The sequence below is a fragment of the Pseudovibrio sp. Ad46 genome (assembly GCF_001623065.1).
Taxonomy (GTDB): domain Bacteria; phylum Pseudomonadota; class Alphaproteobacteria; order Rhizobiales; family Stappiaceae; genus Pseudovibrio.
Genome location: NZ_LMCG01000040.1, coordinates 356,666 through 378,433, shown reverse-complemented (window position 1 = coordinate 378,433; position 21,768 = coordinate 356,666). Strand labels below are relative to the sequence as shown.

At 52.8% G+C, this 21,768-nt stretch carries 19 protein-coding genes; 5 read left to right on the top strand and 14 right to left on the bottom strand.

Going from position 1 to position 21,768, the window contains the following annotated elements; translation table 11 throughout:
* Positions 1-4: 4 nt before the first annotated feature.
* Entirely contained in the window at positions 5-1,930 is a 1,926-nt protein-coding gene (locus PsAD46_RS08695) for a glycosyltransferase (protein WP_208981737.1), read from the bottom strand.
* Between the two features lie 361 nt (positions 1,931-2,291).
* On the opposite strand from PsAD46_RS08695, the gene PsAD46_RS08690 reads away from it, so the two are divergent.
* Positions 2,292-3,164 carry a transporter substrate-binding domain-containing protein gene (locus tag PsAD46_RS08690; RefSeq protein ID WP_063306603.1) on the top strand — a complete coding sequence of 291 codons (873 nt, stop codon included), beginning with the start codon at positions 2,292-2,294 and terminating at the stop codon, positions 3,162-3,164.
* Here PsAD46_RS08690 and PsAD46_RS08685 read toward each other — a convergent pair whose 3' ends face one another.
* The gene (locus tag PsAD46_RS08685) at positions 3,165-4,010 is read right to left on the bottom strand and encodes a sterol desaturase family protein (protein ID WP_063306602.1); all 846 of its coding nucleotides are present in this window, start codon (positions 4,008-4,010) and stop codon (positions 3,165-3,167) included. It lies immediately after the preceding gene.
* 132 nt (positions 4,011-4,142) lie between these two features.
* On the opposite strand from PsAD46_RS08685, the gene PsAD46_RS08680 reads away from it, so the two are divergent.
* Positions 4,143-4,793, top strand: coding sequence for an alpha/beta family hydrolase (locus tag PsAD46_RS08680; RefSeq protein WP_063306601.1), 651 nt, complete (start codon positions 4,143-4,145; stop codon positions 4,791-4,793).
* A 67-nt stretch (positions 4,794-4,860) separates the two neighbouring features.
* Entirely contained in the window at positions 4,861-6,210 is a 1,350-nt protein-coding gene (locus PsAD46_RS08675) for an anti-phage deoxyguanosine triphosphatase (protein WP_063306653.1), read from the top strand.
* Positions 6,211-6,419: 209 nt separating this feature from the next.
* Here the strand turns inward: PsAD46_RS08675 and PsAD46_RS08670 are convergent, their stop codons facing one another.
* From PsAD46_RS08670 to PsAD46_RS08660, 3 genes are all read right to left on the bottom strand, one after another.
* Positions 6,420-7,406, bottom strand: coding sequence for an Hsp33 family molecular chaperone (locus PsAD46_RS08670; protein ID WP_063293818.1), 987 nt, complete (start codon positions 7,404-7,406; stop codon positions 6,420-6,422).
* Between the two features lie 66 nt (positions 7,407-7,472).
* On the bottom strand, positions 7,473-8,411 hold the full coding sequence (gene argF, locus PsAD46_RS08665) for an ornithine carbamoyltransferase (RefSeq protein WP_057464921.1): 939 nt from the start codon (positions 8,409-8,411) through the stop codon (positions 7,473-7,475).
* Complete coding sequence (locus PsAD46_RS08660; RefSeq protein WP_063293817.1) at positions 8,408-9,610, bottom strand: aspartate aminotransferase family protein; 1,203 nt, start codon at positions 9,608-9,610, stop codon at positions 8,408-8,410. Before PsAD46_RS08660 ends, argF begins: the two co-directional genes overlap by 4 nt.
* 803 nt (positions 9,611-10,413) lie before the next feature.
* Between PsAD46_RS08660 and PsAD46_RS08655 the strand changes: the two genes are divergently transcribed.
* On the top strand, positions 10,414-10,974 hold the full coding sequence (locus tag PsAD46_RS08655; protein WP_057464919.1) for a GcrA family cell cycle regulator: 561 nt from the start codon (positions 10,414-10,416) through the stop codon (positions 10,972-10,974).
* 99 nt (positions 10,975-11,073) lie between these two features.
* Here PsAD46_RS08655 and PsAD46_RS08650 read toward each other — a convergent pair whose 3' ends face one another.
* The 8 genes from PsAD46_RS08650 to PsAD46_RS08615 all read right to left on the bottom strand — a co-directional run bounded on the left by PsAD46_RS08650 (position 11,074) and on the right by PsAD46_RS08615 (position 19,849).
* On the bottom strand, positions 11,074-11,538 hold the full coding sequence (locus PsAD46_RS08650) for a GNAT family N-acetyltransferase (RefSeq protein ID WP_063306600.1): 465 nt from the start codon (positions 11,536-11,538) through the stop codon (positions 11,074-11,076).
* Between the two features lie 77 nt (positions 11,539-11,615).
* A complete protein-coding gene (gene phoB / locus PsAD46_RS08645; protein ID WP_063287300.1) occupies positions 11,616-12,311 on the bottom strand; it encodes a phosphate regulon transcriptional regulator PhoB in 696 nt (231 codons plus the stop codon).
* 73 nt (positions 12,312-12,384) lie between these two features.
* Complete coding sequence (gene phoU / locus PsAD46_RS08640) at positions 12,385-13,089, bottom strand: phosphate signaling complex protein PhoU (RefSeq protein WP_057464916.1); 705 nt, start codon at positions 13,087-13,089, stop codon at positions 12,385-12,387.
* 33 nt (positions 13,090-13,122) lie between these two features.
* Positions 13,123-13,926 (bottom strand): phosphate ABC transporter ATP-binding protein PstB, encoded by an 804-nt coding sequence (pstB, locus tag PsAD46_RS08635; RefSeq protein ID WP_057465026.1) that lies wholly within the window; start codon positions 13,924-13,926, stop codon positions 13,123-13,125.
* A 52-nt stretch (positions 13,927-13,978) separates the two neighbouring features.
* Positions 13,979-15,826, bottom strand: coding sequence for a phosphate ABC transporter permease PstA (pstA, locus tag PsAD46_RS08630; protein WP_063306599.1), 1,848 nt, complete (start codon positions 15,824-15,826; stop codon positions 13,979-13,981).
* The gene (gene pstC / locus PsAD46_RS08625) at positions 15,819-17,207 is read right to left on the bottom strand and encodes a phosphate ABC transporter permease subunit PstC (protein ID WP_063306598.1); all 1,389 of its coding nucleotides are present in this window, start codon (positions 17,205-17,207) and stop codon (positions 15,819-15,821) included. The genes pstA and pstC overlap by 8 nt, the downstream gene beginning before the upstream one ends.
* An 89-nt stretch (positions 17,208-17,296) precedes the next feature.
* The gene (locus tag PsAD46_RS08620) at positions 17,297-18,316 is read right to left on the bottom strand and encodes a PstS family phosphate ABC transporter substrate-binding protein (protein ID WP_063295610.1); all 1,020 of its coding nucleotides are present in this window, start codon (positions 18,314-18,316) and stop codon (positions 17,297-17,299) included.
* A 165-nt stretch (positions 18,317-18,481) separates the two neighbouring features.
* A complete protein-coding gene (locus tag PsAD46_RS08615; RefSeq protein ID WP_063306597.1) occupies positions 18,482-19,849 on the bottom strand; it encodes an ATP-binding protein in 1,368 nt (455 codons plus the stop codon).
* 588 nt (positions 19,850-20,437) lie between these two features.
* On the opposite strand from PsAD46_RS08615, the gene PsAD46_RS08610 reads away from it, so the two are divergent.
* Entirely contained in the window at positions 20,438-21,019 is a 582-nt protein-coding gene (locus tag PsAD46_RS08610) for a tetratricopeptide repeat protein (RefSeq protein WP_063306596.1), read from the top strand.
* Positions 21,020-21,039: 20 nt separating this feature from the next.
* On the opposite strand, the gene PsAD46_RS08605 is transcribed toward PsAD46_RS08610, so the two are convergent.
* Positions 21,040-21,756 carry a hypothetical protein gene (locus tag PsAD46_RS08605; protein WP_063306595.1) on the bottom strand — a complete coding sequence of 239 codons (717 nt, stop codon included), beginning with the start codon at positions 21,754-21,756 and terminating at the stop codon, positions 21,040-21,042.
* Between the last annotated feature and the right edge of the window lie 12 nt (positions 21,757-21,768).

Here is a 21,768-nt window from a genome sequence, read left to right as displayed (position 1 = left end):
ACTATTAAGCGCTCTTTCTTTCTCCCCGATGACGCACAATGCCATGCTCCGTTTTTCGCCAGTAATGCGGTTTTATGGCAAACTCAATGAGCGCTTTGTAAGAGGCAATGCAGCCAAGAACCCAATAGAATGGAATGCTTGCAATCTCCCAGGTGCGTGCCCGAAAGCCACGCTTTGCACTACCTTGCAGGACCGTGACAACAGTGCCACCGAGACCAAAGAGAAAACAAAACATGGCATAGATGCTGAAGGCATCAAATGCCTGCAGTCCGGTGTTGTAAAAGTTCAAACTAAGCTTTCCAAACATGAGCGCAGTCAAGGGAGCTGCCCAAAGGCACAGCATACCGCCAAAGAACGTCAGGAGCAGTAAAGCAAAGTTTGTCACGCCGAGTTGCTTGTAGGTCAACATTGGATTGCGCAGATGCACAGCCAGCGTTTGTATCCAACCTTTATGCCAGCGTGTGCGTTGATGGAGCCATGCTGTGAGCGTAAGCGGTGCTTCCTCAAAGGTGGAGCTGTTTAGTGTGCGTGTCTTAAATCCCTGCCGCGCAAACCTGACTGCCAGATCAGCATCCTCAGTCACATTAAATGGATCCCAGCCGCCAACCTTCCGCAATGCACTGACACGGAAGTGGTTGGAGGTCCCTCCCAGAGGCAGCAAAAGGTTTTTGCGAGACAAGAATGGCAGGAAGACATCGAAGAGTGCAGCGTATTCGAAGGCAAACTGGCGGACCAACCAGCTTTCTTCGGCATGATCGATGGACAAAGCTGCCTGTAAGCAAGCGACATCATGGCCCTCAAGCGCAAACTGGCAGATGGCTTTTTTTAGTTGCTGTGGCTCTGGCCTGTCCTCAGCGTCAAATACCGTTACAAATTCACCTTTTGTCGCGGCAAGACCAACGGACAGTGCACGGGGTTTGGTTTGAGGTTTTCCGGGAGGCAGGATGATCATCCGCATTGATTTCTTTAGCAGCTTGCGGAGATTTTTCTGTGTCAGCTCATCGTTTTGCTCAACCAGAAAGATCACATCGAGCGCATCTTTCGGGTAATCCAACGCATCCAACCCATCGACCAGTTGGCGACAAATTGCTGCCTCCTTGTAAAGAGGGACAAGGACGGTGTAATGCGGCCATTTATCCAGCTTTGGGACCGTAAACTCCTGCCGGTCAGAATAAGTGAAAAATGACGCAAGGCGAAGCAACCCTGTGACACCGAGTGACAAGGTCAGCAGGATAAAAAGGCCCCATAAAAATGCATCAAACGCGAAGCCAGCTGCTCCGAGGAAGATGATTGGGGTGACTGTCAGCAGCCTTCGTTGCGAAGGCAAAAAGCGATACACTGCCGACATCGAAACATCGTCTTGTGCTAAGGCGTTGGAGCTGGCAGTCGTTACCGTCAATGCCTTTTGGTATTGCGGTGTCACGACCACAATCTTGCTCGTGGCTTCATCGAAATAACCAAGAGCCCGCTCAAAAGCCTCAAGCTGGTGGCCAAGTGGGGCCGCTGCGAAGACGACCTTTTGATTAAGATCCAGTGCTGGAACGAACAAAATTCCTTCAGTTTCAAATGGCTTTAGCTTTTCATCGATTGGAGCGATTGCTGACAGGCTACCATCAGACGCATAGCGAATGTTCATTTTGCCGGAAATTCCCCAGTAGAACACTGAGGCATCCAGAAATCCTTGTTCAATCAGGTAATTGCTGATGCACTTGTCTTCCACCGAGATCCTCGACTTTGCGAAGTCAATCAAGGCATCGGAGCAATTGCATTGCAACAGCACTTCGCGTTCCAGCGCGTTCTTCAGGCGTACAAATTCCGGAACATATCGTTCTTTGAGTGAAGATTTGGAAACACTTTTGATAAGAGGCCCAGCCCTTTCATCAGGAGAAGGATCATCGGCAGACTGCTCCAGAGGGCTAATCGCTGTCATACGGCTTCGCAGAGCTTGTCCCGCTTCAACGGAACGTGCGCTCTCAATGCGACCAATCGATAGAGCTAAAGAGCGTAAAGTGTTCGCCTGACGCACAGAAAATGGCAGCCCGTTAGCTGCTGATGTCTCGCGATATTCTTGCCCCCCCTTTGATACCCTAGCCCTTGTTAATCTAGGAGGCTCATCTTCGGTTACAGGTCTTCCCCTTACGCAGGCATTCACTTAGTATCTCCTTGAGAATTTCCCGTTAGGCTTACGCTCTGTTGCAAACTGGATTGGATAGCTTTTGCGTTTCCCCGTATTCTTCATATTGCTGATTTTATGTAGTGCCCAGCCGCTCATTTTCGCGGCGTCAAATGCTATGGCACAGAATGCAAATGGCTCAGATACCTGGGAGGTTTCCCAGAGCTCTCCATTGTTGGGAGGGGGAAACAGTGGCTCTGAAATTGGAGTAAGGTCCCGATCAGGCTCCTCTTCGGTAGTTATCCCTTTGTTTTCTGGGGGGCAGTCTGGTCTAGCAACAACCGGTAAGGCGCCGGAGCGGATCCGTTTCATTGCTGCAGACAACTTCCCACCCTTCATTTTTCGAGACAGTGAAGAGCGTTTGATGGGTTACAATGTGGATCTTGCCCGCGAGATCTGTCAGAGCCTCAAGGCTGCCTGCAGTCTCAAGATCATTCCGTTTAACCACTTGGCCAATACTGTGTTTAATGGAGAAGCAGACGCTGTCATTGCCGGAGTGAGCATGACACCGGAAACACTTGAGAAACTGTCGTTTTCTCAGATCTACATGCGATTTCCGGGGCGCTTTGTCGTGGGCAGGAACAGCACACTGCAACCTCTGCCAGAAACACTGGGTGGAAAGCGCATTGCAGTTGTGGAAGGATCGCGCCATGAGGCATTTTTGGAGCGGTTCTTTACAGACGCAGTTGCAGTTCCATTTGAAAATGAAGAGCTTGCCCGCAATGCTTTGTCCCGGTCAAATGTGGACGCTCTGTTTGGCGATGGGATGAGGCTGTCATTCTGGTTGGATACGCGCACTGCCGACGGATGCTGCAAGTTTGCAGGGGGACCGTGGCTGGATCCGAGCTATTTCAGTGGCGGATTGGCGATTGCAACAAAGGCAGGCAATACCAAGATGTTGAATGCGATCAATCTTGGTCTTACCCGCCTTCAATCCAACGGTCGTCTCGGGGAACTCTATCTCAGATATTTCCCGCGCGGTTTCTTCTGATCATCCTTGTTTCGGCGTACCATCTTTATTGACACGACTGGAAAGCCAACCTTGTACATGCGCTAAGGCCTTGAAGGGTAATAGCAATGACCAGCCCAACTGTCGTGGCTCTTTGCCCTGAAATTCACTCAGACCGAAGGTGATGTTTTCCTGACCGCCTTTGGGGTCATTCACATAAGTAGAGAACAAACGATCCCACCAAGGGAAGTTGAAGCCGTAGTTACTATCAGTTTCAATTGGACGGGTGGAGTGGTGGATGCGGTGCATGTCTGGTGTCACGATCATCCAACGCAAGATGCGGTCTGCTTTGTCAGAGAGCTTGATGTTGGCATGGTTGAACATGGCGGCTGCGTTGAGGACAACTTCAAAAATCACCACAGAGAGAACAGGTGCGCCGAGGAGTGCAACGACGATCACTTTCCAAAGCATGGAGACTGCAATTTCCAGCGGATGGAAGCGAAGAGCCGTTGTGACATCAAAGCGTGGATCGGTGTGATGAACCTTATGCAAATGCCATAGGAACGGGACTTTATGGCTGGCTACATGCATGGCCCAGACCGCAAAATCGAGCGCAAAAAACGCGATTACGCCCGCTATAACTGGGTCGATTGCCAGCCAGTGTGCAAGACCAAACCCTTCCACCTGCGCCCAGTAAGCCGTTGATACTGCAGCAAAAGGTAAAGCGAACCGTAGCATCAGAGTGTTGATTATCGACAGGAGAAGGTTGGTTGACCATCGTCGTGGCCGCTCCTGGCTCTCTGAACGCCTTGGAATGAAGATTTCCAAGAATGCGAACACTAAGAATGCGCCCGCAAATATTCCCAGGCGAATGACGCCTTCTTCCATGATGAGTTCCGTTCAATTAGCGCGCATCTTCCACGCATTTATATTAGTTAATTTGAATATGGCGCTTATTGAAGACGGGGACAAGTAAATTTCCTGTCACTTTTGTCGTGAAAGAGGCGCTAAAATAGCTTCATGACTGAGATTTTATGGACACGTCCTGAAGGTGAGTGCCATGGCACTCTTGTGTTGGCTCATGGTGCGGGTGCGCCGATGGATGCCAATTTTATGAACCGGTTTGCGGAAGCTGCGGCTGCGAATGGCATTGCTGTTGCGCGGTTTGAATTTGCTTACATGGCGAGGCGCCGGGAGACAGGCAAGAAGGCTCCTCCTCCGAGGGCGGACAAACTCATAGGCGAATTTCAGAGCGCTATGCAGGATATTCTTGAACAAACTCAAGGCCCTGTCCTGATTGGGGGTAAGTCCATGGGTGGGCGCGTTGCAGCTATGCTGGCCGGTGGAGAGAGCCTGCCGAAGCGTATTGCGGGCGTTGTGTGCCTTGGGTATCCGTTCCATACAGAAGCGAAGAAAGAGCTGGCGGACTGGCGGCTTGAGCCGTTGCAGAAATCCACTCGCCCTATCTTGATAGCGCAGGGTGACCGGGATCAGATGGGGCATCAGGCTGAGGTGGAAGCTGTTGATTTACCTGAGTTTGTTCGGCTTTTCTGGTTGGAGGATGGAAACCACGACCTTGCCCCGCGCGGTGCTTCTCCCGCGACCTGGAAAGGCAATATTGAACAATCTGCCGGAGAGAGCGCAGAGTTCTTTAAGTCGCTGATTTCCTGATAGTATTTTGCCCTGCACCTTGTTGTGCGGGGCTTTTTTTTGCTCGATTTATTGCGGAGTGGTTGAAGTGAGTGATGCTGTTTGGACGGCGCGTCAAAGCGGTTGGGTTCCCAAGTCGGATGATGCGCGGACACCCTATGACGTGGATTATGCCCGCATCGTTCATTCTCATGCCTTTCGCCGCCTGCAGGGGAAAACCCAGATCCTCAATCTGGGTGATAGCGACTTTTATCGCACGCGCCTGACACATACGCTGGAAGTGGCACAGATCGCTTCGGGCATCACACGTCAGTTCCGGGCGTTCTTCAAGGATCATCCGGCTTACGATTACATCCCTGAGGAAAGCCTCGTAAAAACAATTAGTTATTGCCATGATATTGGCCACCCGCCATTCGGGCATGGGGGTGAGGTGGCGCTGAATTACTGCATGCGCGATGCTGGTGGCTATGAAGGCAATGGCCAGACCCTGCGCATTGTTTCAAAGCTGGAGAAGATGTCGGAGAAGCATGGGGCTGATCTGACGCGGCGGGCATTGCTTGGCATGATGAAGTATCCGGTGGCGTTCTCAAAGGTCCACAATCCTGAGTTATCCCCGCGGCTTAACCCCAATACCTCGACTGTGAGCCTGATTGACCGGAAGCGCTCTGCTCCGCCCAAGTGTTTTATGGATGGGGAACAAGAGATTGTCGACTGGGCGCTGGCACCACTCTCTGAGCGGGATCGCTCACTGTTTTGCAGCTTTACGCGCAAGGATGGTAAGCACGGGAAATCTCGTTTTAAATCATGGGATTGTTCCATCATGGATCTAGCTGATGACATTGCCTATGGGGTCCATGACTTTGAAGATGCGATTGCTTTGGGGCTGGTTCGGGAAGAGCAGTTCCGGGAGGATATCTCTGCAGACGTTTGCGCGGCATTTTTGGATGATCTGATCGAGAGCAATCCGGAGAAATATTCTGGCAATGCCTACGAGCAAATGATTGGCGGGCTGTTCGGCAATGCTAATCGGCGAAAGCAGTTCATCGGAAAACTGGTTCACTTCTTCATTGTGGCTGTTCAGATCAAGGCGCAGGAGGCTTTCAGCGAACCACTTTTGAAGTACAAGGCTGTTCTGCCAGAGGGGCATGCCCAGGTGCTGGATGCGCTGAAAGACTTTGTGTTTGAACGGGTTATTCAGGCACCAAACGTTCAGCATCTTGAGTTCAAAGGGCAGACTATGGTGGTGGCTGTCTTTGAGACGCTTATGAGTGAGCCCAAGGCGTTCTTACCGGAAGATGTTTATGCTGACTTCGTTGAGGCTGAAGCTGGTTCACGGATCGTCTGTGATTACGTTGCCAGCATGACCGACATGATGCTCCTAAAAACCTACGACCGGTTGTTCAGCCCACGTATGGGCTCGATCTTCGACCGCGTTTAGTTAAGGTTCTCATTCAATATCAATGAGTTAAAAAAAAACGCTGCCAGTGATTTTCTGGCAGCGTTTTTTTGTGCGTTGGTTTGCGTTTTTTACGCTTTTCCTGAGCTGTTGTGTCAGGCAGCAGTCATGTTCATTCACACTGCCTGCCACAACTTTTTACCTAAGCGAATTCTAGTCGCTTGATTGAATCCAACCAAGCGGAACGCGCCTTAGTCTTCGAACACCTTATTCGCGTCCAGCTCATAATCCTTGGAGCAGAAGTCGCACTTGATGTGGACGGTTCCTTCCGCTTTCATCTCGGTTTTGTCTGTCTCAGAAAAGTTCTGCATCATGGCAGTGATCTTTTCTTCAGAACAGGTGCATTTGTCTGCCATCTCCTGCGGGGAGAAGACGGATGCACCACGTTCGTGGAACAAGCGGTACAGAAGACCTTCGACAGTCAGGCTTGGATCGATGAGCTCGTCATCTTTTACGGTCTCGACCAGCGAGCGCGCTTCGACCCATGCGTCATCTTCGTCAATCTCATGAGCTTCATGTCCTTCCGGTGCATCGCCCGGATGGATGTCGGCCTGTTTGAGACGATCCAGAGACTGAGGCAGGAACTGAACCATGATGCCGCCAGCAGCCCAGGAGTGATCAGCGCCACCCTCTTCGGCTTTGGTCAGCACTTCAGCCACGCCGAGACGGACGAAAGTCGGGATCTGTTCTGACTTCTGGAAGTACTCATGCGCAGCTTCTTCCAAGGTGGTTCCGTTCAGGACCACGATACCCTGGTAGCGACTGGTGTGCGCTCCCTGATCAATGGTGAAGGCCAGATGGCCTTTGCCGAGCAGGTGGTCCGGTTTGAAACCATCTTTGGCTGCAACTTCGGCGACTTTGTCTTCGCTGAACTGCGCCATAGCACGAAGCCCGTCAGGCGCGTTGAAATCAACAACGAGCGTGGAGACTGCACCGTCGGTCTGGGCTTGCAAGGTCAGGCGACCTTCGAATTTGAGGGTACTGCCAAGCATGGCTGTCAGGACAATTGCCTCTGACAGCAGCTTGTTGACTGGCGCAGGGTACTTGTGCCGCGCCAGCATAGAGTTCAGCACCGGCCCCATATTGATAACCCGACCGCGAACGTCCAATGCTTCAACAGCAAAAGGAACAACAGCGTCAACGCCAGCGGCGGTCGGTTGAGCAGGTGTATTTGTCATCTTATTCTTTTATCCTTGCACATATCTTTGTCTGAAAACCGGAAAACCACTTTTCAGCGATATGCTTTATCCTTCAGGCAAAGCACCCATGCACCACGCCATAATGCCTTTTTGGGCGTGGAGTCGGTTTTCTGCCTCGTCGAATACCACAGAATGCGGGCCGTCGATTACCTCATTTGTCACTTCTTCCCCACGATGCGCAGGCAGGCAGTGCATAAACAAAGATGAATCGTTGGCTTCGCTCATCAGGCGTTCATTGACCTGATAAGGAGCCAGCAGGTTATGACGCGTTTGTGCTTCGTCATCTCCCATGGACACCCAGCAATCGGTGATAACACAATCACTGTTTTTCACAGCAGCAAACGGGTCATCTGTCACGACGAGTTCAGCACCGGATGTATAGGCCTTTTCGATCCATTCAAGAGGTACTGTCAGTTCATTTGGTGCGGCGACGTTAATTTTGAAGTCAAACTTTGCTGCCGCTTCGATCCAAGAGTAAAGAACGTTGTTGCTATCGCCCACCCAGGAAACGGTTTTACCCTTAATGCTTCCGCGGTGTTCTTCGAATGTCATGATGTCGGCCATGATCTGACAAGGATGCGAAACCTTAGTCAGGCCGTTGATGACCGGCACGGTAGCGTACTCTGCCAGTTCTCTCACAGCATCATGGTCCAGCATACGGATCATGATCATGTCCACGAAGCGGGACAATACGCGAGCGGTATCTGGAATAGACTCGCCGCGGCCAAGCTGCATCTCTGCGCCTGTCAGCATCAGGGTTTCGCCGCCAAGTTCCCGCATGCCAACATCAAAGGAGATGCGGGTTCTGGTGGAAGGCTGCTCAAAGACCATGGCGAGCACTTTGCCTGCCAACGGCCCCTGCCCGCGATGAACACCATTGCGGGTGGCTTTGATCTGATTAGAGACTTGCATAATCTGGCGAAGGTCATCACCGGAAAAATCACTGATATCGAGAAAGTGCTGTGGTTTTGTCATAGTGGTCATTTGGCAGTCTCGGCAGTTTTCAGCTCGGTTTCCACATCCGCAGCAGCGGCTTCGATTTTTTGGACGAGCATGTCAATTTCTTCAGCGGTAATGATCATTGGCGGCATAATACGGAGCACGTTGTCTCCGGCACCAACTGGCAGCAGGCCGTTGTTGCGCATGTGTGCCAGAACTTGCGTGTTCGGCACTTTGCACTTCAAGCCAAGCATCAGGCCTTCACCACGCACCAGCTCAAACACATCACTGTGCTGATCAACAGCGCAGGCCAGCTTCTGCTTCAGCTGCAAGCCTTTTTCCTGCACAGCTTCCAGAAAACCCGGTTCCAGAACCGTTTCCAGGACAGCATTCCCAACAGCCATCGCCAGCGGGTTGCCGCCGAATGTGGTGCCGTGAACGCCCGGAACCATGCCGCTGGCCGCTTCATTGGTTGCGAGGAACGCCCCCATTGGGAAGCCGCCACCGATGCCTTTTGCAATCGCCATCAGATCCGGTGCAACGCCTGCCCACTCATGGGCAAAGAGTTTGCCGGTTCTGCCAACGCCTGTCTGGATCTCATCGTAGATCAGCAACAAGTCATTCTCATCACAGATCTGGCGCAGACCTTTCAGGAAGGCCGGGTCCATGGTGCGGATACCACCTTCACCCTGAACCGGCTCCAGCATGATGGCAGCAGTTTCCGGTCCAACCATCTTTTTAACCGCGTCCAGATCACCAGCGGGCACCTGATCGAACCCTTCTGGCGCAGGGCCGAAGCCTTCGAGGTACTTTTGCTGGCCACCAGCGGCGAGCGCTGCCATGGTTCTGCCGTGGAACGCATTTTCAAAGGTGATGATGCGGTTCTTTTCCGGGTTGCCCTTGGCAAAGTGATAGCGCCGTGCGGCCTTCATGGCCCCTTCGGTTGCTTCCGTCCCGGAGTTGGTGAAGAACACAACATCAGCAAAGGTGTTGTCTGTCAGCAGCTTTGCAAGCTTCTCACCCTCTGGAATTGTATAGAGATTGGTGACGTGCCACAGCTTTTCAGCCTGAGACTTCAGCGCCTCAACGAGCTTTGGGTGTGCATGACCCAAGCCGGAGACGGCAATACCCGAGGCACAATCCATGTATCGTCGACCATCAGCCGCAATCAGCCAGACACCTTCCCCACGCTCGAACGCGAGGTCTGAGCGTGCATAAGTCTGCATTAGCGACGAAGTCGTCATTTCTTACTCCTCATGGATTGAGCTTTCTCGATATGCTCAAAAGTCCTGGTTGCTACAAAAACAAAAAAACGCCGTGTGGCGTTTTGAAACTAAGAGAAGCGACATATAAACCGGGTTCCCTCAGGGCAGTCAATAACACGTATTGCCAGCAATACCTTACTCCCGTTCAGGAATTGGCTGCCAGCCTTGTGTCTCTCCCTCTGGTGCAGCTTAAACAGGCTACTACCGGAAGAAGCATGCATTGTGGCATTTTTAGAGGATAGAGTAGAGATTAAATCCCATGCTCTATGACCAGTTTTTTTCCACGGTTCTTAAGGTTTATTCAATACACCTCTAGCGTGTACTACGGCATATGAGAGAGGAGTGCGCTTAGTTCTTGTGTTATGCAATTTGTAGTTTACTAGTGTTTTTTACTAGTTGTTTTTCAGTGGTAAATATATGTATTAAATATCAACGGGGTAACGCTATCAGCTCTTACTTTGTGTTGGAAAGAATGCGGTGGAACTTGGTTTAACAAACAGCTCCTATTCTTTAGATTGATAATCTTCTCCCACCACAAGAAGGCTGTTATAGGTAAGTAGTAGTACGGCAATTCTGGGGAAAACCAGAGTCTTCCCCACCTCAATTCTTTGAGGTTATTGCTCGCATCAACGCCCATATAGTACTGTGTGACAAGAGTTATACACCATCTCGTAGTTACTGAACGCTGCAAGCACACACGCTCAGGTAAGCGGCACTTTCGGATGCGTCCGAACTGAGCGAATGCTGTTTTGCGCGCCACTGAAGGAAGACGGGGCCCTTTAATGAGCTGGACAGCAGAACGTGTAGAGTTACTAACCAAACTTTGGGCAGACGGGTTAAGCGCCAGTCAAATCGCGGGGGAACTTGGCAATGTGACCCGTAATGCGGTGATTGGTAAGGTTCATCGCCTTGGTCTTTCAGGTCGCGCCAAATCGGGAGGTGGTGCAACCAAAACGAGAAAGGCACCTGCCCCAGCGGCAAGGGTCGTCACCTCAACCAAACCAACAGTGGCTGAAGCGATTGCAGCTGTTGCGCCTTCTCCAAGTCCTCGACAAATTCAACCAACGATAGCCGGTGCCAACGCCCTTAAAGTTGAACCGATTGAAGCTATACAACCAGAAATTTCTCCAGTCCCAACCTCCGATCTCTTTATTCCGGTTTCAGAGCGCGCCTCCATCCTGACTTTGAATGAGCGCACCTGTAAGTGGCCGATTGGTGATCCGAGTTCTGACGACTTCTATTTCTGTGGGCGCCAGTCAGATGCAGGCACACCTTATTGTGCGCATCACCGCAGCATTGCCTATCAGCCCGTCAGCGACCGCCGCAACCGCCGCGCAAGCTAATCTGAGCTGAAAAAGCAACGTATTGAGCCGGGTCTAAAGCCCGGCTTTTTGCTGTTTGGCTGCCGTTCTGATCTGGCGCTTGTCGCTCTGGCCTGAGAACTAGTGTGTTTTAAAGGTTTGGCGGGTGACGGCACCCCAATATGGGTCCGTATAGTTTTCTTCCAAAAACTGACCTGAGGTGTAGGTGTTGATAACGGAACGCCAAAAGGCAATGGCCTGATCAGCGCCTTCAATCTGCTTGATCTGCCAGTGACCGGGCATTTGATCAAACAACGCAGCGGCAAAACGCTGTCCCAGTTTATGTCTGCGGAACACTGGCACCACGTAAAACTCGCAGACTTCAAAGTCGTGATGATCTTGCCGCTTGATTGCAGCTAACCCGGCGGGGATATCATCATTTAAAGCCAGATAGCCGGTGATGTTGCCTTCAAGGAGCGTGTCTTTGGCAAACACTCCATCCGCATTTGGATGTTTGTGTGTGAGAGGTGAGAACTCTGCCTCATAGGCCTGACAGAGATTGTCGTAGATATGAGCGGTCGCTCGATCAACCGTCTTGATTATCATTTGTTATCCGCATTGTTTTTGGTCTGCACCTCTGGAAGGGAGATGCAGTTTCACAATGCGCATATAGCAGAGATCAATTACCCAACAGCGAACTGGTCGTTGAAAGCGTATCCGGCACCGCGAACGGTGCGGATCGGGTCTTTCATGCGTCCTTTGTTGATGGCTTTGCGCAGGCGGCCTACGTGGACGTCCACGGTGCGCTCATCTACGTAAACATCATGGCCCCAGACACCGTCCAACAGCTGTTCACGGGAGTAAACGCGGCCCGGTGCGCTCATGAGGAACTCCAGCAGGCGGTATTCTGTGGGGCCGAGGTGTATTTCGCGGCCTGTTCTGCGCACGCGGTGGGTTTCGCGGTCGAGCTCGATGTCGCCAGACTTAAGCATTGTGGAAACAACTTCTGGCAATGCACGGCGGAAGATCGCACGAACACGGGCCATAAGTTCCGGAACGGAGAACGGTTTGACGACGTAATCGTCGGCCCCGGTTGCCAGACCGCGGATGCGCTCGGATTCTTCGCCGCGCGCTGTGAGCATGATAATCGGCATGCGCTCGGTTTCTGAGCGTGCCCGCAAACGACGGCAGAGCTCGATGCCAGAGAGGCCCGGAAGCATCCAGTCCAGCAGCAGGAGGTCCGGCTGGCTTTCCTGCAGCAGGACTTCCGCCTCATCTCCTCTTGCGCACACGTCAACAGTGTAGCCCTCTGCTTCAAGGTTATAGCGCAGCAGCAGGCTTAACGGTTCTTCGTCTTCTACAATCAGTATCTTAGGCATATTAAAGTGCTCTCTTTGCACCTTCTCTTATAAAGCAATTGCGTGTGTTCTGCTCGTTATAAGTGAATTCGGTCTACACGGTTGTACTCTGCGCCAGTTCGTCCGTCTTTGGACGATCTGTTGGAAGGTGGCTTCCGGAGATCATGTAGTAGATGTTTTCTGCGATATTGGTTGCATGATCACCGATGCGCTCAATATTCTTTGCGCAGAACAACAGGTGTGCGCACATGGTGATGGAGCGCGGGTCTTCCATCATGTAGGTGAGCAGCTGACGGAACAGGCTGGTGTAAAGCGCATCCACTTCGTCATCGCGAACATGTACGCGCTGGACAACTTCAAGGTCACCAGAGGTGTAGGCGTCCAGAACGGCTTTGAGCTGTTCAAGTGCCAGATCAGACATGTGCTCAACACCCACAGCGAGCTGCTTGTTGTTGAACTCAGATTCAATCGCCAGTGTTCGCTTGCCGATGTTCTTGGCCATGTCGCCAACGCGCTCCAGGTCGTTGGAGATGCGCATGGCGGCGATGATGTCGCGCAAATCGCTTGCCATTGGCTGGCGGCGTGCGATCACGGAGATGCACAGCTCTTCCAGCTCGGCCTGCATGTTGTCCAGTCGCTGATCGGCGGCGATGGTGCGGGTTGCCAGTTCGCGGTCCTGTCTCAGCAGTGCGGTGACAGCGTCGTGAACAAGGGTTTCTGCCAGTCCGCCCATTTCAACGACACGTCCAGCCAGTTCTTTCAGCTCTTCATTGAAGGAAGAGACAATATGATCTTTCATCGGATATCTCCTTAGAGTATCGCTCTTTTATTTTTAACCAAAACGGCCTGTGATGTAATCCTGCGTGCGCTGGTCTTTTGGGTTGGTGAAGATGTCGTTGGTCAGCCCCTCTTCCACCAGATTACCCAGATGGAAGAACGCGGTGCGCTGGGATACACGTGCGGCCTGCTGCATGGAATGGGTTACGATGACGATGGTGTAGTTCTGGCGCAGTTCGTCCATCAGCTCTTCCACTTTCGCGGTGGCAATCGGGTCGAGCGCAGAACATGGCTCATCCATCAGGATCACTTCCGGAGACACAGCGATTGCGCGCGCGATGCACAAGCGCTGCTGCTGACCACCGGAAAGGCCTGTGCCTGGCTCGTCCAGACGGTCTTTCACTTCTTCAAACAAACCTGCACGCTGCAGGGAACTTGCGACGATATCTTCCAGATCTGACTTGCCTTGTGCCAGACCGTGGATGCGTGGGCCGTAGGCCACGTTCTCGAAGATTGATTTCGGGAACGGGTTGGGCTTCTGGAACACCATGCCAACACGGGCCCGCAGTTCCACCACATCAATGCGCGGGTCGTAGACATCGTCATTGTCCAGGAGAATGTCTCCTTGCACGCGACAGATATCGATGGTGTCGTTCATGCGGTTCAGGCAGCGCAGGAAGGTGGACTTGCCGCAACCGGACGGGCCGATCAGCGCGGTCACCTGATTTTTGCGGACATCCAGATCAACACCATGAAGGGCCTGCTTGTCGCCGTAAAACACTTTTACATCGCGGCCACGCATCTTGAGTGTTTCGCCTTCAGCTGAAACGGCTGGAGGGGCGCTCATTGTTGTATCCATTGCACTCTCGGTGTCTGTGGTCATTTCCAATGCCATGATCTTGCCTTTCAAATCACCAGCGGCGCTCAAAACGTTTACGAAGGACGATTGCGATTGCATTCATCGAGATCAGGAAGCCGAGCAGCACCATGATCGCGGCAGAGGTTTTCTGCTGGAAGGCAGGCTCCGGGAAGTCTGCCCACATGAAGATCTGCACGGGCAGCACAGTAGAGGGATCAACCGGACTTGCCGGGATGTCTACAATGAAGGCCACCATACCGATCATGAGAAGTGGTGCGGTCTCACCCAGGGCCTGCGCCATGCCGATGATGGTTCCGGTCAGGATGCCCGGCATTGCCAGTGGCAGCACATGATGGAACACAGCCTGCAAGCGGGACGCCCCGACGCCGAGTGCGGCTTCGCGGATGCTTGGTGGCACGGCCTGAAGCGCTGCACGGGAGGCGATGATGATGGTTGGCAGGGTCATGAGCGCCAGCACCATACCGCCGACGACCGGCGCCGATCTCGGCAGACCGAAGACGTTGAGGAACACCGCCAGACCAAGCAAACCAAACACAATGGACGGCACGGCAGCCAAGTTGTTGATGTTCACCTCAATCAGATGTGTCCAGCGGTTCTTTGGTGCGAACTCTTCCAGATAGATTGCAGCGGACACACCAATTGGGAACGAGAGGGACAGTGTGACGAGCATGGTCCAGAAGGAACCAACGGCTGCGCCCCAAATGCCTGCCATCTCCGGTTCACGGCTTGCGCCGGACTTGAAGAAGATAGAGTTCCACTCGTTTGCAACTGTGCCTTTGGAGACCAGATAGTCGGTGTAGGCGATCTCTTTATCTGAGAATTTGCGGAAAGATTCTGGCGTTTCCAGCTCTTCAATGCCCCACTGGCCAGCAGGCACGGCAGCATCCGTAGACAGCGGAATAAAGGCTGTTCCGGTGACGCTGGTCGGTGTTACCTTTTCTGCTTTAATGGTTCCGCCGTTCACCTCTACGAAGAAGCTTGGCATGTTGGCGTTGAGTGTGCCGCCCGTGCCAATGTTGGCAAGATGGCCATGCAGAGTAACCAGCTCAGCTTTTTGTTTCTCCAGAGCGCTCATGATCTTGACCAGAGCAGCTTTGTTACCTTCGACCTCAGAGGTCAGGCGCTGTGCAACAAGAGGATCTTTCTCATTGGCCAAGCGGGTCTCCAAGCCTGCGATCTTGGTTTTCACGCTGATTTCTGATCGGCCACGCGCTTCGATCTTGCCTGTCAGCAGTTCGATTTCACGATCATAATAGGTCTTCAACGCCGCAAGGATCTGCTCAAACTCAGGCTTCTGCGCACTGATGGTCACCTGACCGTCCGTGCCGGAAACTGTTGCTGCGCTTGAGGTGGCGATCTCGGTTTTCTTTGTGATCAGGCCCTTGACATAAAGATCGGCAAAATCAGAGAGCGGGATCGCAACCGGGCCAGTCTCACCCAGCATGGATGGATCGGCTATTGCTTGCTTTTGCAGCGTGACATTGGCACCGGAGGACACCAGAGAATAGAGCACACGGCGGTTTTTCCGGTCAGAAGCGAATGGCAATTCAGCCTTCAGTCCGTCGCGAATGATCTTGTTGTAGCTTGCGCCCGCCGGATTGGCAGGATCGACCTTTTCTGCGCTCAGATTGAGCGGTACACTTACGTAGTTGTAAGTGAAGGCAGGCAAGCCTGAGCCGACAATTGTGAAGAGCAACAGAACCAGAAATGTTGCGGCCAGTGCGATGGCACCCATGCCGTAAGCCTTGAAGCGCGCTTCCATGCTGTAGCGCTTTTTCAGGCGCTTGCGAGCTTCGTCTGTCGTATGGACGCCGGAAGGAATGCCTTTGACACGCCCGCCAATGGCAGAACCGGCAATGTCCTGAGCGATATCAATCATACTGTTCCCTATATTTCTTCACGACGCGCAGAGCGAAGATGTTCAGAGCAAGTGTGATGCAGAAGAGGAGAAGACCAAGTGCAAATGCAGCGAGTGTTTTCGCGCTGTCGAATTCCTGGTCACCGACCAGCAAGGTGACGATTTGCACGGTCACGGTTGTTACAGCCTCCAGCGGGTTTGCCGTTATGTTTGCGGCAAGCCCTGCAGCCATCACCACGATCATGGTTTCACCAATGGCGCGGGAGATGGCGAGGATCAGAGCGGACACGATGCCCGGAAGAGCGGCTGGCAGAACAACCCGGCGGATTGTTTCCGACTTGGTGGCACCAAGACCGGCAGAGCCATCGCGCAGTGACTGCGGCACCGCGTTGATCACATCGTCAGAAAGGGAGGAGACGAACGGAATGATCATAATGCCCATGACAAGGCCAGCTGCCAGCGCAGATTCTGAACTGACTGACAGGCCGATGCTTTCGCCCCAGCCACGGATAAAGGGTGCCACAGTCAGCGCCGCGAAGAAGCCGTAGACCACGGTTGGAATGCCAGCCAGAATTTCAAGAACCGGCTTTGCAATGGCACGCACTGGCGTGCTTGCATAATCGGAGAGGTAAATTGCTGAGAGCAGACCAACGGGCGCGGCTACGAAAATAGCAATTGCTGTGATCAGCATGGTGCCAACCAGAAGCGGGATTGCACCGAAGATTTCAGTATTGGCTTCGCCGTGCTCGGCCCCTGCCCCTTCAAAGGCGCTTTGCGGGCTCCAGTGAGTGCCGAAGACGAAATCCAGAATTGGGATCTGGCGGAAGAACATCAAGCTTTCGAAGATAAGCGAGAGAATGATGCCGATGGTGGTGAAGATCGCGACAGCGGAGCACAGGATCAGCAATCCCATGACGGTGCGCTCTACAAAATGACGGGCTCGCATTGTCGGTGTGATGGTGCGATTGCCGTACCACAGACCACCAGCAACCAGGGCGATGATCAGCGTTGTTTTAAGAATGAATGATGTTTGTGCGAGCGAGCTGAACACTTCTGCCGCCTGCTCTTTGCCGGCATCAGAGAAGGCCACGATGCCGCCAAATGCGATGGCGCGTGCGTCCCGCAGAAATGCCTGAAGTTCTGCTTTGGACAGCCCTTCGACAATCTCGGCCTTTGCGCTGATCACCATTGTATCAAGCAAGCGCGGCTCAACGACTGCCCATGCAATCAAAAGGACAAATGCTGGAAGAGCGGCCAGAATGGCCAGGTATCCACCATGGTAGCTTGGACGGGAATGCAGTGCAGAGAGCTGATGACCAGCAACCTGCATCGCCCGGAAACGCCCGTAGACATTCGCGGTTACGAAGACCAGTAGAAGAAGGGCAGCGTAAGTCCAGAACATTTGTTGTTTCGCCTTATCTGGCTTTAATTTTTGGAGGATGCAGGAAAGCGGTCAGCTGGACATGCTGACCGCCCTCTTAGCGTTTGCAATTAGAATGCAAGTGGTGTCAGCGCTGATGCAGATTTGGAAACTGCTGCACGGTCAGCTGCTGGCATCGGGATCAGACCTTTGTCAGCCAGGTAACCTTCGTCACCCCAAGTGTCTTCATTGGTGAACTCACCGAGGTATTCAGCGATACCTGGGATTACGCCAACGTGCTCTTTCTTGATGTAGAAGTACAAAGAGCGGGACACTGGGTAGTCGCCTGCAGCAATTGCATCAAATGTTGGTGCAACGCCTGCGATGTTTGCGCCCTGGATCTTGTCAGCGTTCTGATCAAGGAAGGAGAAACCGAAGATGCCGAGTGCATTCGGGTTCGCATCAAGCTTCTGAACGATCAGGTTGTCGTTCTCACCAGCTTCGATATACGCGCCATCTTCACGGACTTCGTGACACGCTTTTTTCTTCAGACCGAGGTCAGCAGCACCTGGCACCATTTTACAGCCGCCCTGCATTGCCAACTCGGCAAATGCATCACGGGTACCGGATGTTGGTGGAGGGCCAAGCACTTCGATCTTCGAGTTAGGAAGGGAAGGATCGATGTCGGACCAAGTCTGGTATGGGTTTGCAACCAGTTTGCCGTCGACCGGAACTTCTTTCGCAAGAGCGAGGAAGATCTGAGCCAGTGTCAGGTCCAGCTGAGTGCCAGCCTTGGAGTTCGCAAGAACGATGCCGTCGAAACCAACGGTAACTTCTACTGGAGTTACGCCAGCCTCATTACACTTAACCAGCTCCTTGCCTTTCATGCGGCGGGAAGCATTGGTGATGTCAGGAGTGTTTTCGCCAACGCCTTCACAGAAGAGCTTGATGCCGCCGCCTGAACCAGTGGATTCAACAACTGGTGTTTTGAAGTTTGTCTTCTGACCAAACTGCTCAGCAACTGCTGTCGCAAATGGGAAAACAGTGGAAGAACCAACGATCTGGATCTGGTCACGAGCCTGTGCGGAACCAGCAGCAATGGTACCTGCGAGAGCGAGCGCTGCAACGCTTGCGAATGCCTTGATTTTCACCTGAAGTCTCCTGGGAGTCTTGGTTTTAAAAAACTGTTTAACTACGTTCACCTCACAGCGCCCCGGCTGCGAGCTGGCTGTAACCTAGCGTTTGGCTGTGATGGTTATATGAACGTTGCGTATCAGTTTTATGACATTACAAGCGTTTGATTTTGTTATATTATTTTAATCGAGTTCATTTTCGTCATAAATAACAGCGCCGGGTATGAACACACGGAAGCAAGCGCCTTCATCTGGTTTGCTCTCAATTTCCAGGCGAGCTCTGTGCCTTGTCAGAATGTGTTTTACGATGGCCAGACCAAGACCTGTTCCCTTCATCTGACGGGAGGTGACAACGTCAACCCGATAGAAACGCTCGGTTAACCGCGGCAGGTGCTCAGGATCAATGCCCGGACCGAAGTCGCGGACCTCTGCAATCCAATGTGGTGTCTCAGTAGAATCAGGGTCCAGACGGCATGTGACATCGACTCGGCCCCCGCTGGAACCGTATTTCAGCGCGTTTTCGATGAGATTGCTGAAGACCTGTACGAGTTCGTCTTTCTCACCGCGAATCTCGGCAGGCTCCTCAGGCACATTCACATTCACCTCAACACCCGATTCTTTCGCAACCGGGAGCAATGTTTCCACGGAGTGGCGCATGATCAGGCTGAGATCCACGAGGGTTTCCGGCTGAACGTGCACCTTCATCTCAATGCGGGACAGAGACAGAAGATCGTCAATGAGGCGGCGCATGCGCTCTGCCTGATCCAGCATAATACCGAGGAACTGGTCCTGTGCCTTCGGGTCGCCCTTGGCTGGGCCCTGCAGAGTTTCAATGAAGCCTGTCAGTGATGCCAGCGGGGTGCGCAGCTCGTGGGAGGCGTTGGCGACAAAGTCAGCCCGCATCCGTTCAAGACGACGGGCTTCGGTCAGGTCGCGAATGACAACGAGAATGAGACCCGGGCGTCCGCGTGGGACGGCGAGGTTTCCGCTGGAGACGGACCAGAGCGGGGCGATGTGCGCTTCCAGCCAGAGTTCCATCGGTACTTTCTCGGTCCAGTCGATGACCTCTGTGGAGCCGCCGTTGGAGACACGGTCCAGCGCTTCCAGCAGCGATGGTGCGCGGATACGGAAGGATAGAGGATCGCCAACTGCAATGGTGCCGAAGCGGCGCTGTGCGGCGAGGTTCACGTATTGGGTGGTGCCACGATAATCGACGACAAAGCATGGGTCCGGCAGAGCATTGACGGCGGACTTCATGCCGCGGTCGACGATCTCGCTGGCTTCCTTGCGGCTGACACCGCTTGGTGCTTTGACCTTGGTGCGGCTTTTCATACCGCCGCCGATGACCAGAACAAAAATGAGGGCGTATGCGAAGAACGAGGCCCAGACGGGTACGTCGAAGGCAATGGAGAAAAGAGCAAAAATGCCGGCAGATGCCAGAAGGATCCAGCGCACATCAACGGGTTTGCGATAAACCGCACGCCGGTTGAGACCTAATCTCAACGGCTCCTGATTGGCCTGCTTTTCTTCCTTGTCGGTATCCAGGGACATACGTGCCACTCTCTAAACGCCGCTGTGCGTTTACGTTGTTTTTCTTTCAAGACTGGCCGAGAATTTAACAGGGCCAGCATGACATTCTCGCGACGGCGGCACCTCATTTCTTCAGTTTTCCCAACTGGAGATTGTCAAAGACGTAGCGAAACCAAGGATCTTAGAGGGCCTGCGCCCAAGGGCAAACAATGTTTATCCGCTGAGATCGTATCGACGAGTTGCTGCGGTTATATATTTAGCAGGTTTAACAAATCAAGCAGAAGAGAAGCTGAGGAATAATAATTAATCGGCAAACCTTCATTTGCGCCAGTGCAGACGTCATGCAACCATCATGTTTGGCGTCTAAAGCAGTTCGCATTTAAGTTAAAACACCTGAACTGCTTTAGTCTTTGTTTTTGCGTATCTTTATCCGAAAACCGGTTTCCACTTTTCGGAGATACGCTGTAGTGCTCAATTGAAGTGCAGTGTCCTCCCCCTCTTACCTTTGGTAATTGTATTTAAATGGCCTGCGTCTTTAAATAGGTCTTGCGAGCGGTGTTCGGCTTCTATGATTGGACCGCTTTTGTGGGGTGTAACGAAGGGCGAACGATGGAAGAGATTCTCGAAAAGCTGGAAGCTGCGATTGCACAGGAGGATTGGGCGGTAGCGGAAAAGTACATTCTTCTCATGCTGGAGGAGGATGAGACCAACCCGAGCCTTTGGTACAACCTTGGCCTTGTGCGCCGCCGTGCGGGCAACAATGTGCAGGCTCTTGAGAATTTCGAGAAGACACTGGACCTCAACCCACAACACAAAGGCGCGATGTTTGAACGGGCTGCGGCTTGTCTGGACATGGAGGATTTTGCCTCAGCGCTCAATGACTTTGCCGAATTCACCGCCGCCTACCCTGATGACAGCGATGGTTTGCTGAACCTTGCTCGCATCGCCTTGCACATGGAGGTTCCGGATCTCGCCCTGCAAGCCTTCCAAAAGCGGGCCGAGCTGGAGAATGATGCTGAGAATATTCTTGGTGCAGCAGAAGCCATGCAAATGCAGGGCAATGATGAAGGCATCAACATGTTGCGCCGGTTGTTTACCAACAATCCGCCTGTGCGTCCTGAATTGCTGAAAATTATGAGCCAAGGATCCTTCGGGCGCGTGCCATTGAACTCGAAAGCCATGCTTCCATAAGACGGTCGTTGACTGGCCTCTTAAGCCTCGACAGTCCGTTTGGCACGGACAGATTTGCGGTAGTGGCCCAGTTCTGCCTGTAATTTGCCTTGTGTGTCCAGATGGGTTTCGAATTCGGCTTCATCCATCGGAGCGCAATCCAGCTCCAACGCCTCTCGCTTGAATGGGAAAGCTTGCGCGATCGGGGTGCCTGCTTTTAGCGTGCCTTCGAACTTCGGGTCTTTCCAAAGCACTGGAAAATGAACGAAGCCGCCTTTGAAGCGGTCACAATCCACCACACCTGCCAGTGTTCTGAACGGCAACTCTTCGCGATTAAGCGGATGGGTGAAGAGCAGTGAGATGCCTTCAGGGGCCTCAATGCTCCAGAAGTTGTTAAGCTTGATGATAAAATCACCCGGATTCGTGCCCAGCGGAGCACCGGTTGCCTGCTCTGGCACATGCAGGCCGATGGGTGATCGGGTTTGTTGTGCCTTAGGCGAGACTGGCTTTGGCCAGTGCCATGAGAACTCGCCGCCTTTCATCGTCACATCACAGGGCAGCTTGAAGAGGATGCCCGTTGAAAAACCATCGATGATTGGTGGGCAGTGTTTGAGCGTGCGCACCTGTTCGTTGCCCAGCAACTCACTTTCAGCCGTTGAAGGGATGTCTTTCAACCAGTCAGGCAGTGATGCCTTTGCTTCTACCGGCTCAGGAATATGTCCGTGAAGTTCTGGCAGGCAACGAAATTTGAGCTTCATGAAGGCTCCTAA

Coding starts and splice junctions, on each gene's coding strand:
- pstA (WP_063306599.1), bottom strand. CDS start 15,826: ATGATTGATATCGCTCAGGACATTGCCGGTTCTGCCATTGGCGGGCGT.
- PsAD46_RS08610 (WP_063306596.1), top strand. CDS start 20,438: ATGGAAGAGATTCTCGAAAAGCTGGAAGCTGCGATTGCACAGGAGGAT.
- argF (WP_057464921.1), bottom strand. CDS start 8,411: ATGACCACTATGACAAAACCACAGCACTTTCTCGATATCAGTGATTTT.
- PsAD46_RS08615 (WP_063306597.1), bottom strand. CDS start 19,849: ATGTCCCTGGATACCGACAAGGAAGAAAAGCAGGCCAATCAGGAGCCG.
- PsAD46_RS08650 (WP_063306600.1), bottom strand. CDS start 11,538: ATGATAATCAAGACGGTTGATCGAGCGACCGCTCATATCTACGACAAT.
- PsAD46_RS08695 (WP_208981737.1), bottom strand. CDS start 1,930: ATGACAGCGATTAGCCCTCTGGAGCAGTCTGCCGATGATCCTTCTCCT.
- PsAD46_RS08670 (WP_063293818.1), bottom strand. CDS start 7,406: ATGACAAATACACCTGCTCAACCGACCGCCGCTGGCGTTGACGCTGTT.
- PsAD46_RS08680 (WP_063306601.1), top strand. CDS start 4,143: ATGACTGAGATTTTATGGACACGTCCTGAAGGTGAGTGCCATGGCACT.
- PsAD46_RS08685 (WP_063306602.1), bottom strand. CDS start 4,010: ATGGAAGAAGGCGTCATTCGCCTGGGAATATTTGCGGGCGCATTCTTA.
- phoU (WP_057464916.1), bottom strand. CDS start 13,089: ATGAAAGATCATATTGTCTCTTCCTTCAATGAAGAGCTGAAAGAACTG.
- PsAD46_RS08660 (WP_063293817.1), bottom strand. CDS start 9,610: ATGACGACTTCGTCGCTAATGCAGACTTATGCACGCTCAGACCTCGCG.
- PsAD46_RS08690 (WP_063306603.1), top strand. CDS start 2,292: ATGGCACAGAATGCAAATGGCTCAGATACCTGGGAGGTTTCCCAGAGC.
- PsAD46_RS08655 (WP_057464919.1), top strand. CDS start 10,414: ATGAGCTGGACAGCAGAACGTGTAGAGTTACTAACCAAACTTTGGGCA.
- PsAD46_RS08605 (WP_063306595.1), bottom strand. CDS start 21,756: ATGAAGCTCAAATTTCGTTGCCTGCCAGAACTTCACGGACATATTCCT.
- pstB (WP_057465026.1), bottom strand. CDS start 13,926: ATGGATACAACAATGAGCGCCCCTCCAGCCGTTTCAGCTGAAGGCGAA.
- phoB (WP_063287300.1), bottom strand. CDS start 12,311: ATGCCTAAGATACTGATTGTAGAAGACGAAGAACCGTTAAGCCTGCTG.
- pstC (WP_063306598.1), bottom strand. CDS start 17,207: ATGTTCTGGACTTACGCTGCCCTTCTTCTACTGGTCTTCGTAACCGCG.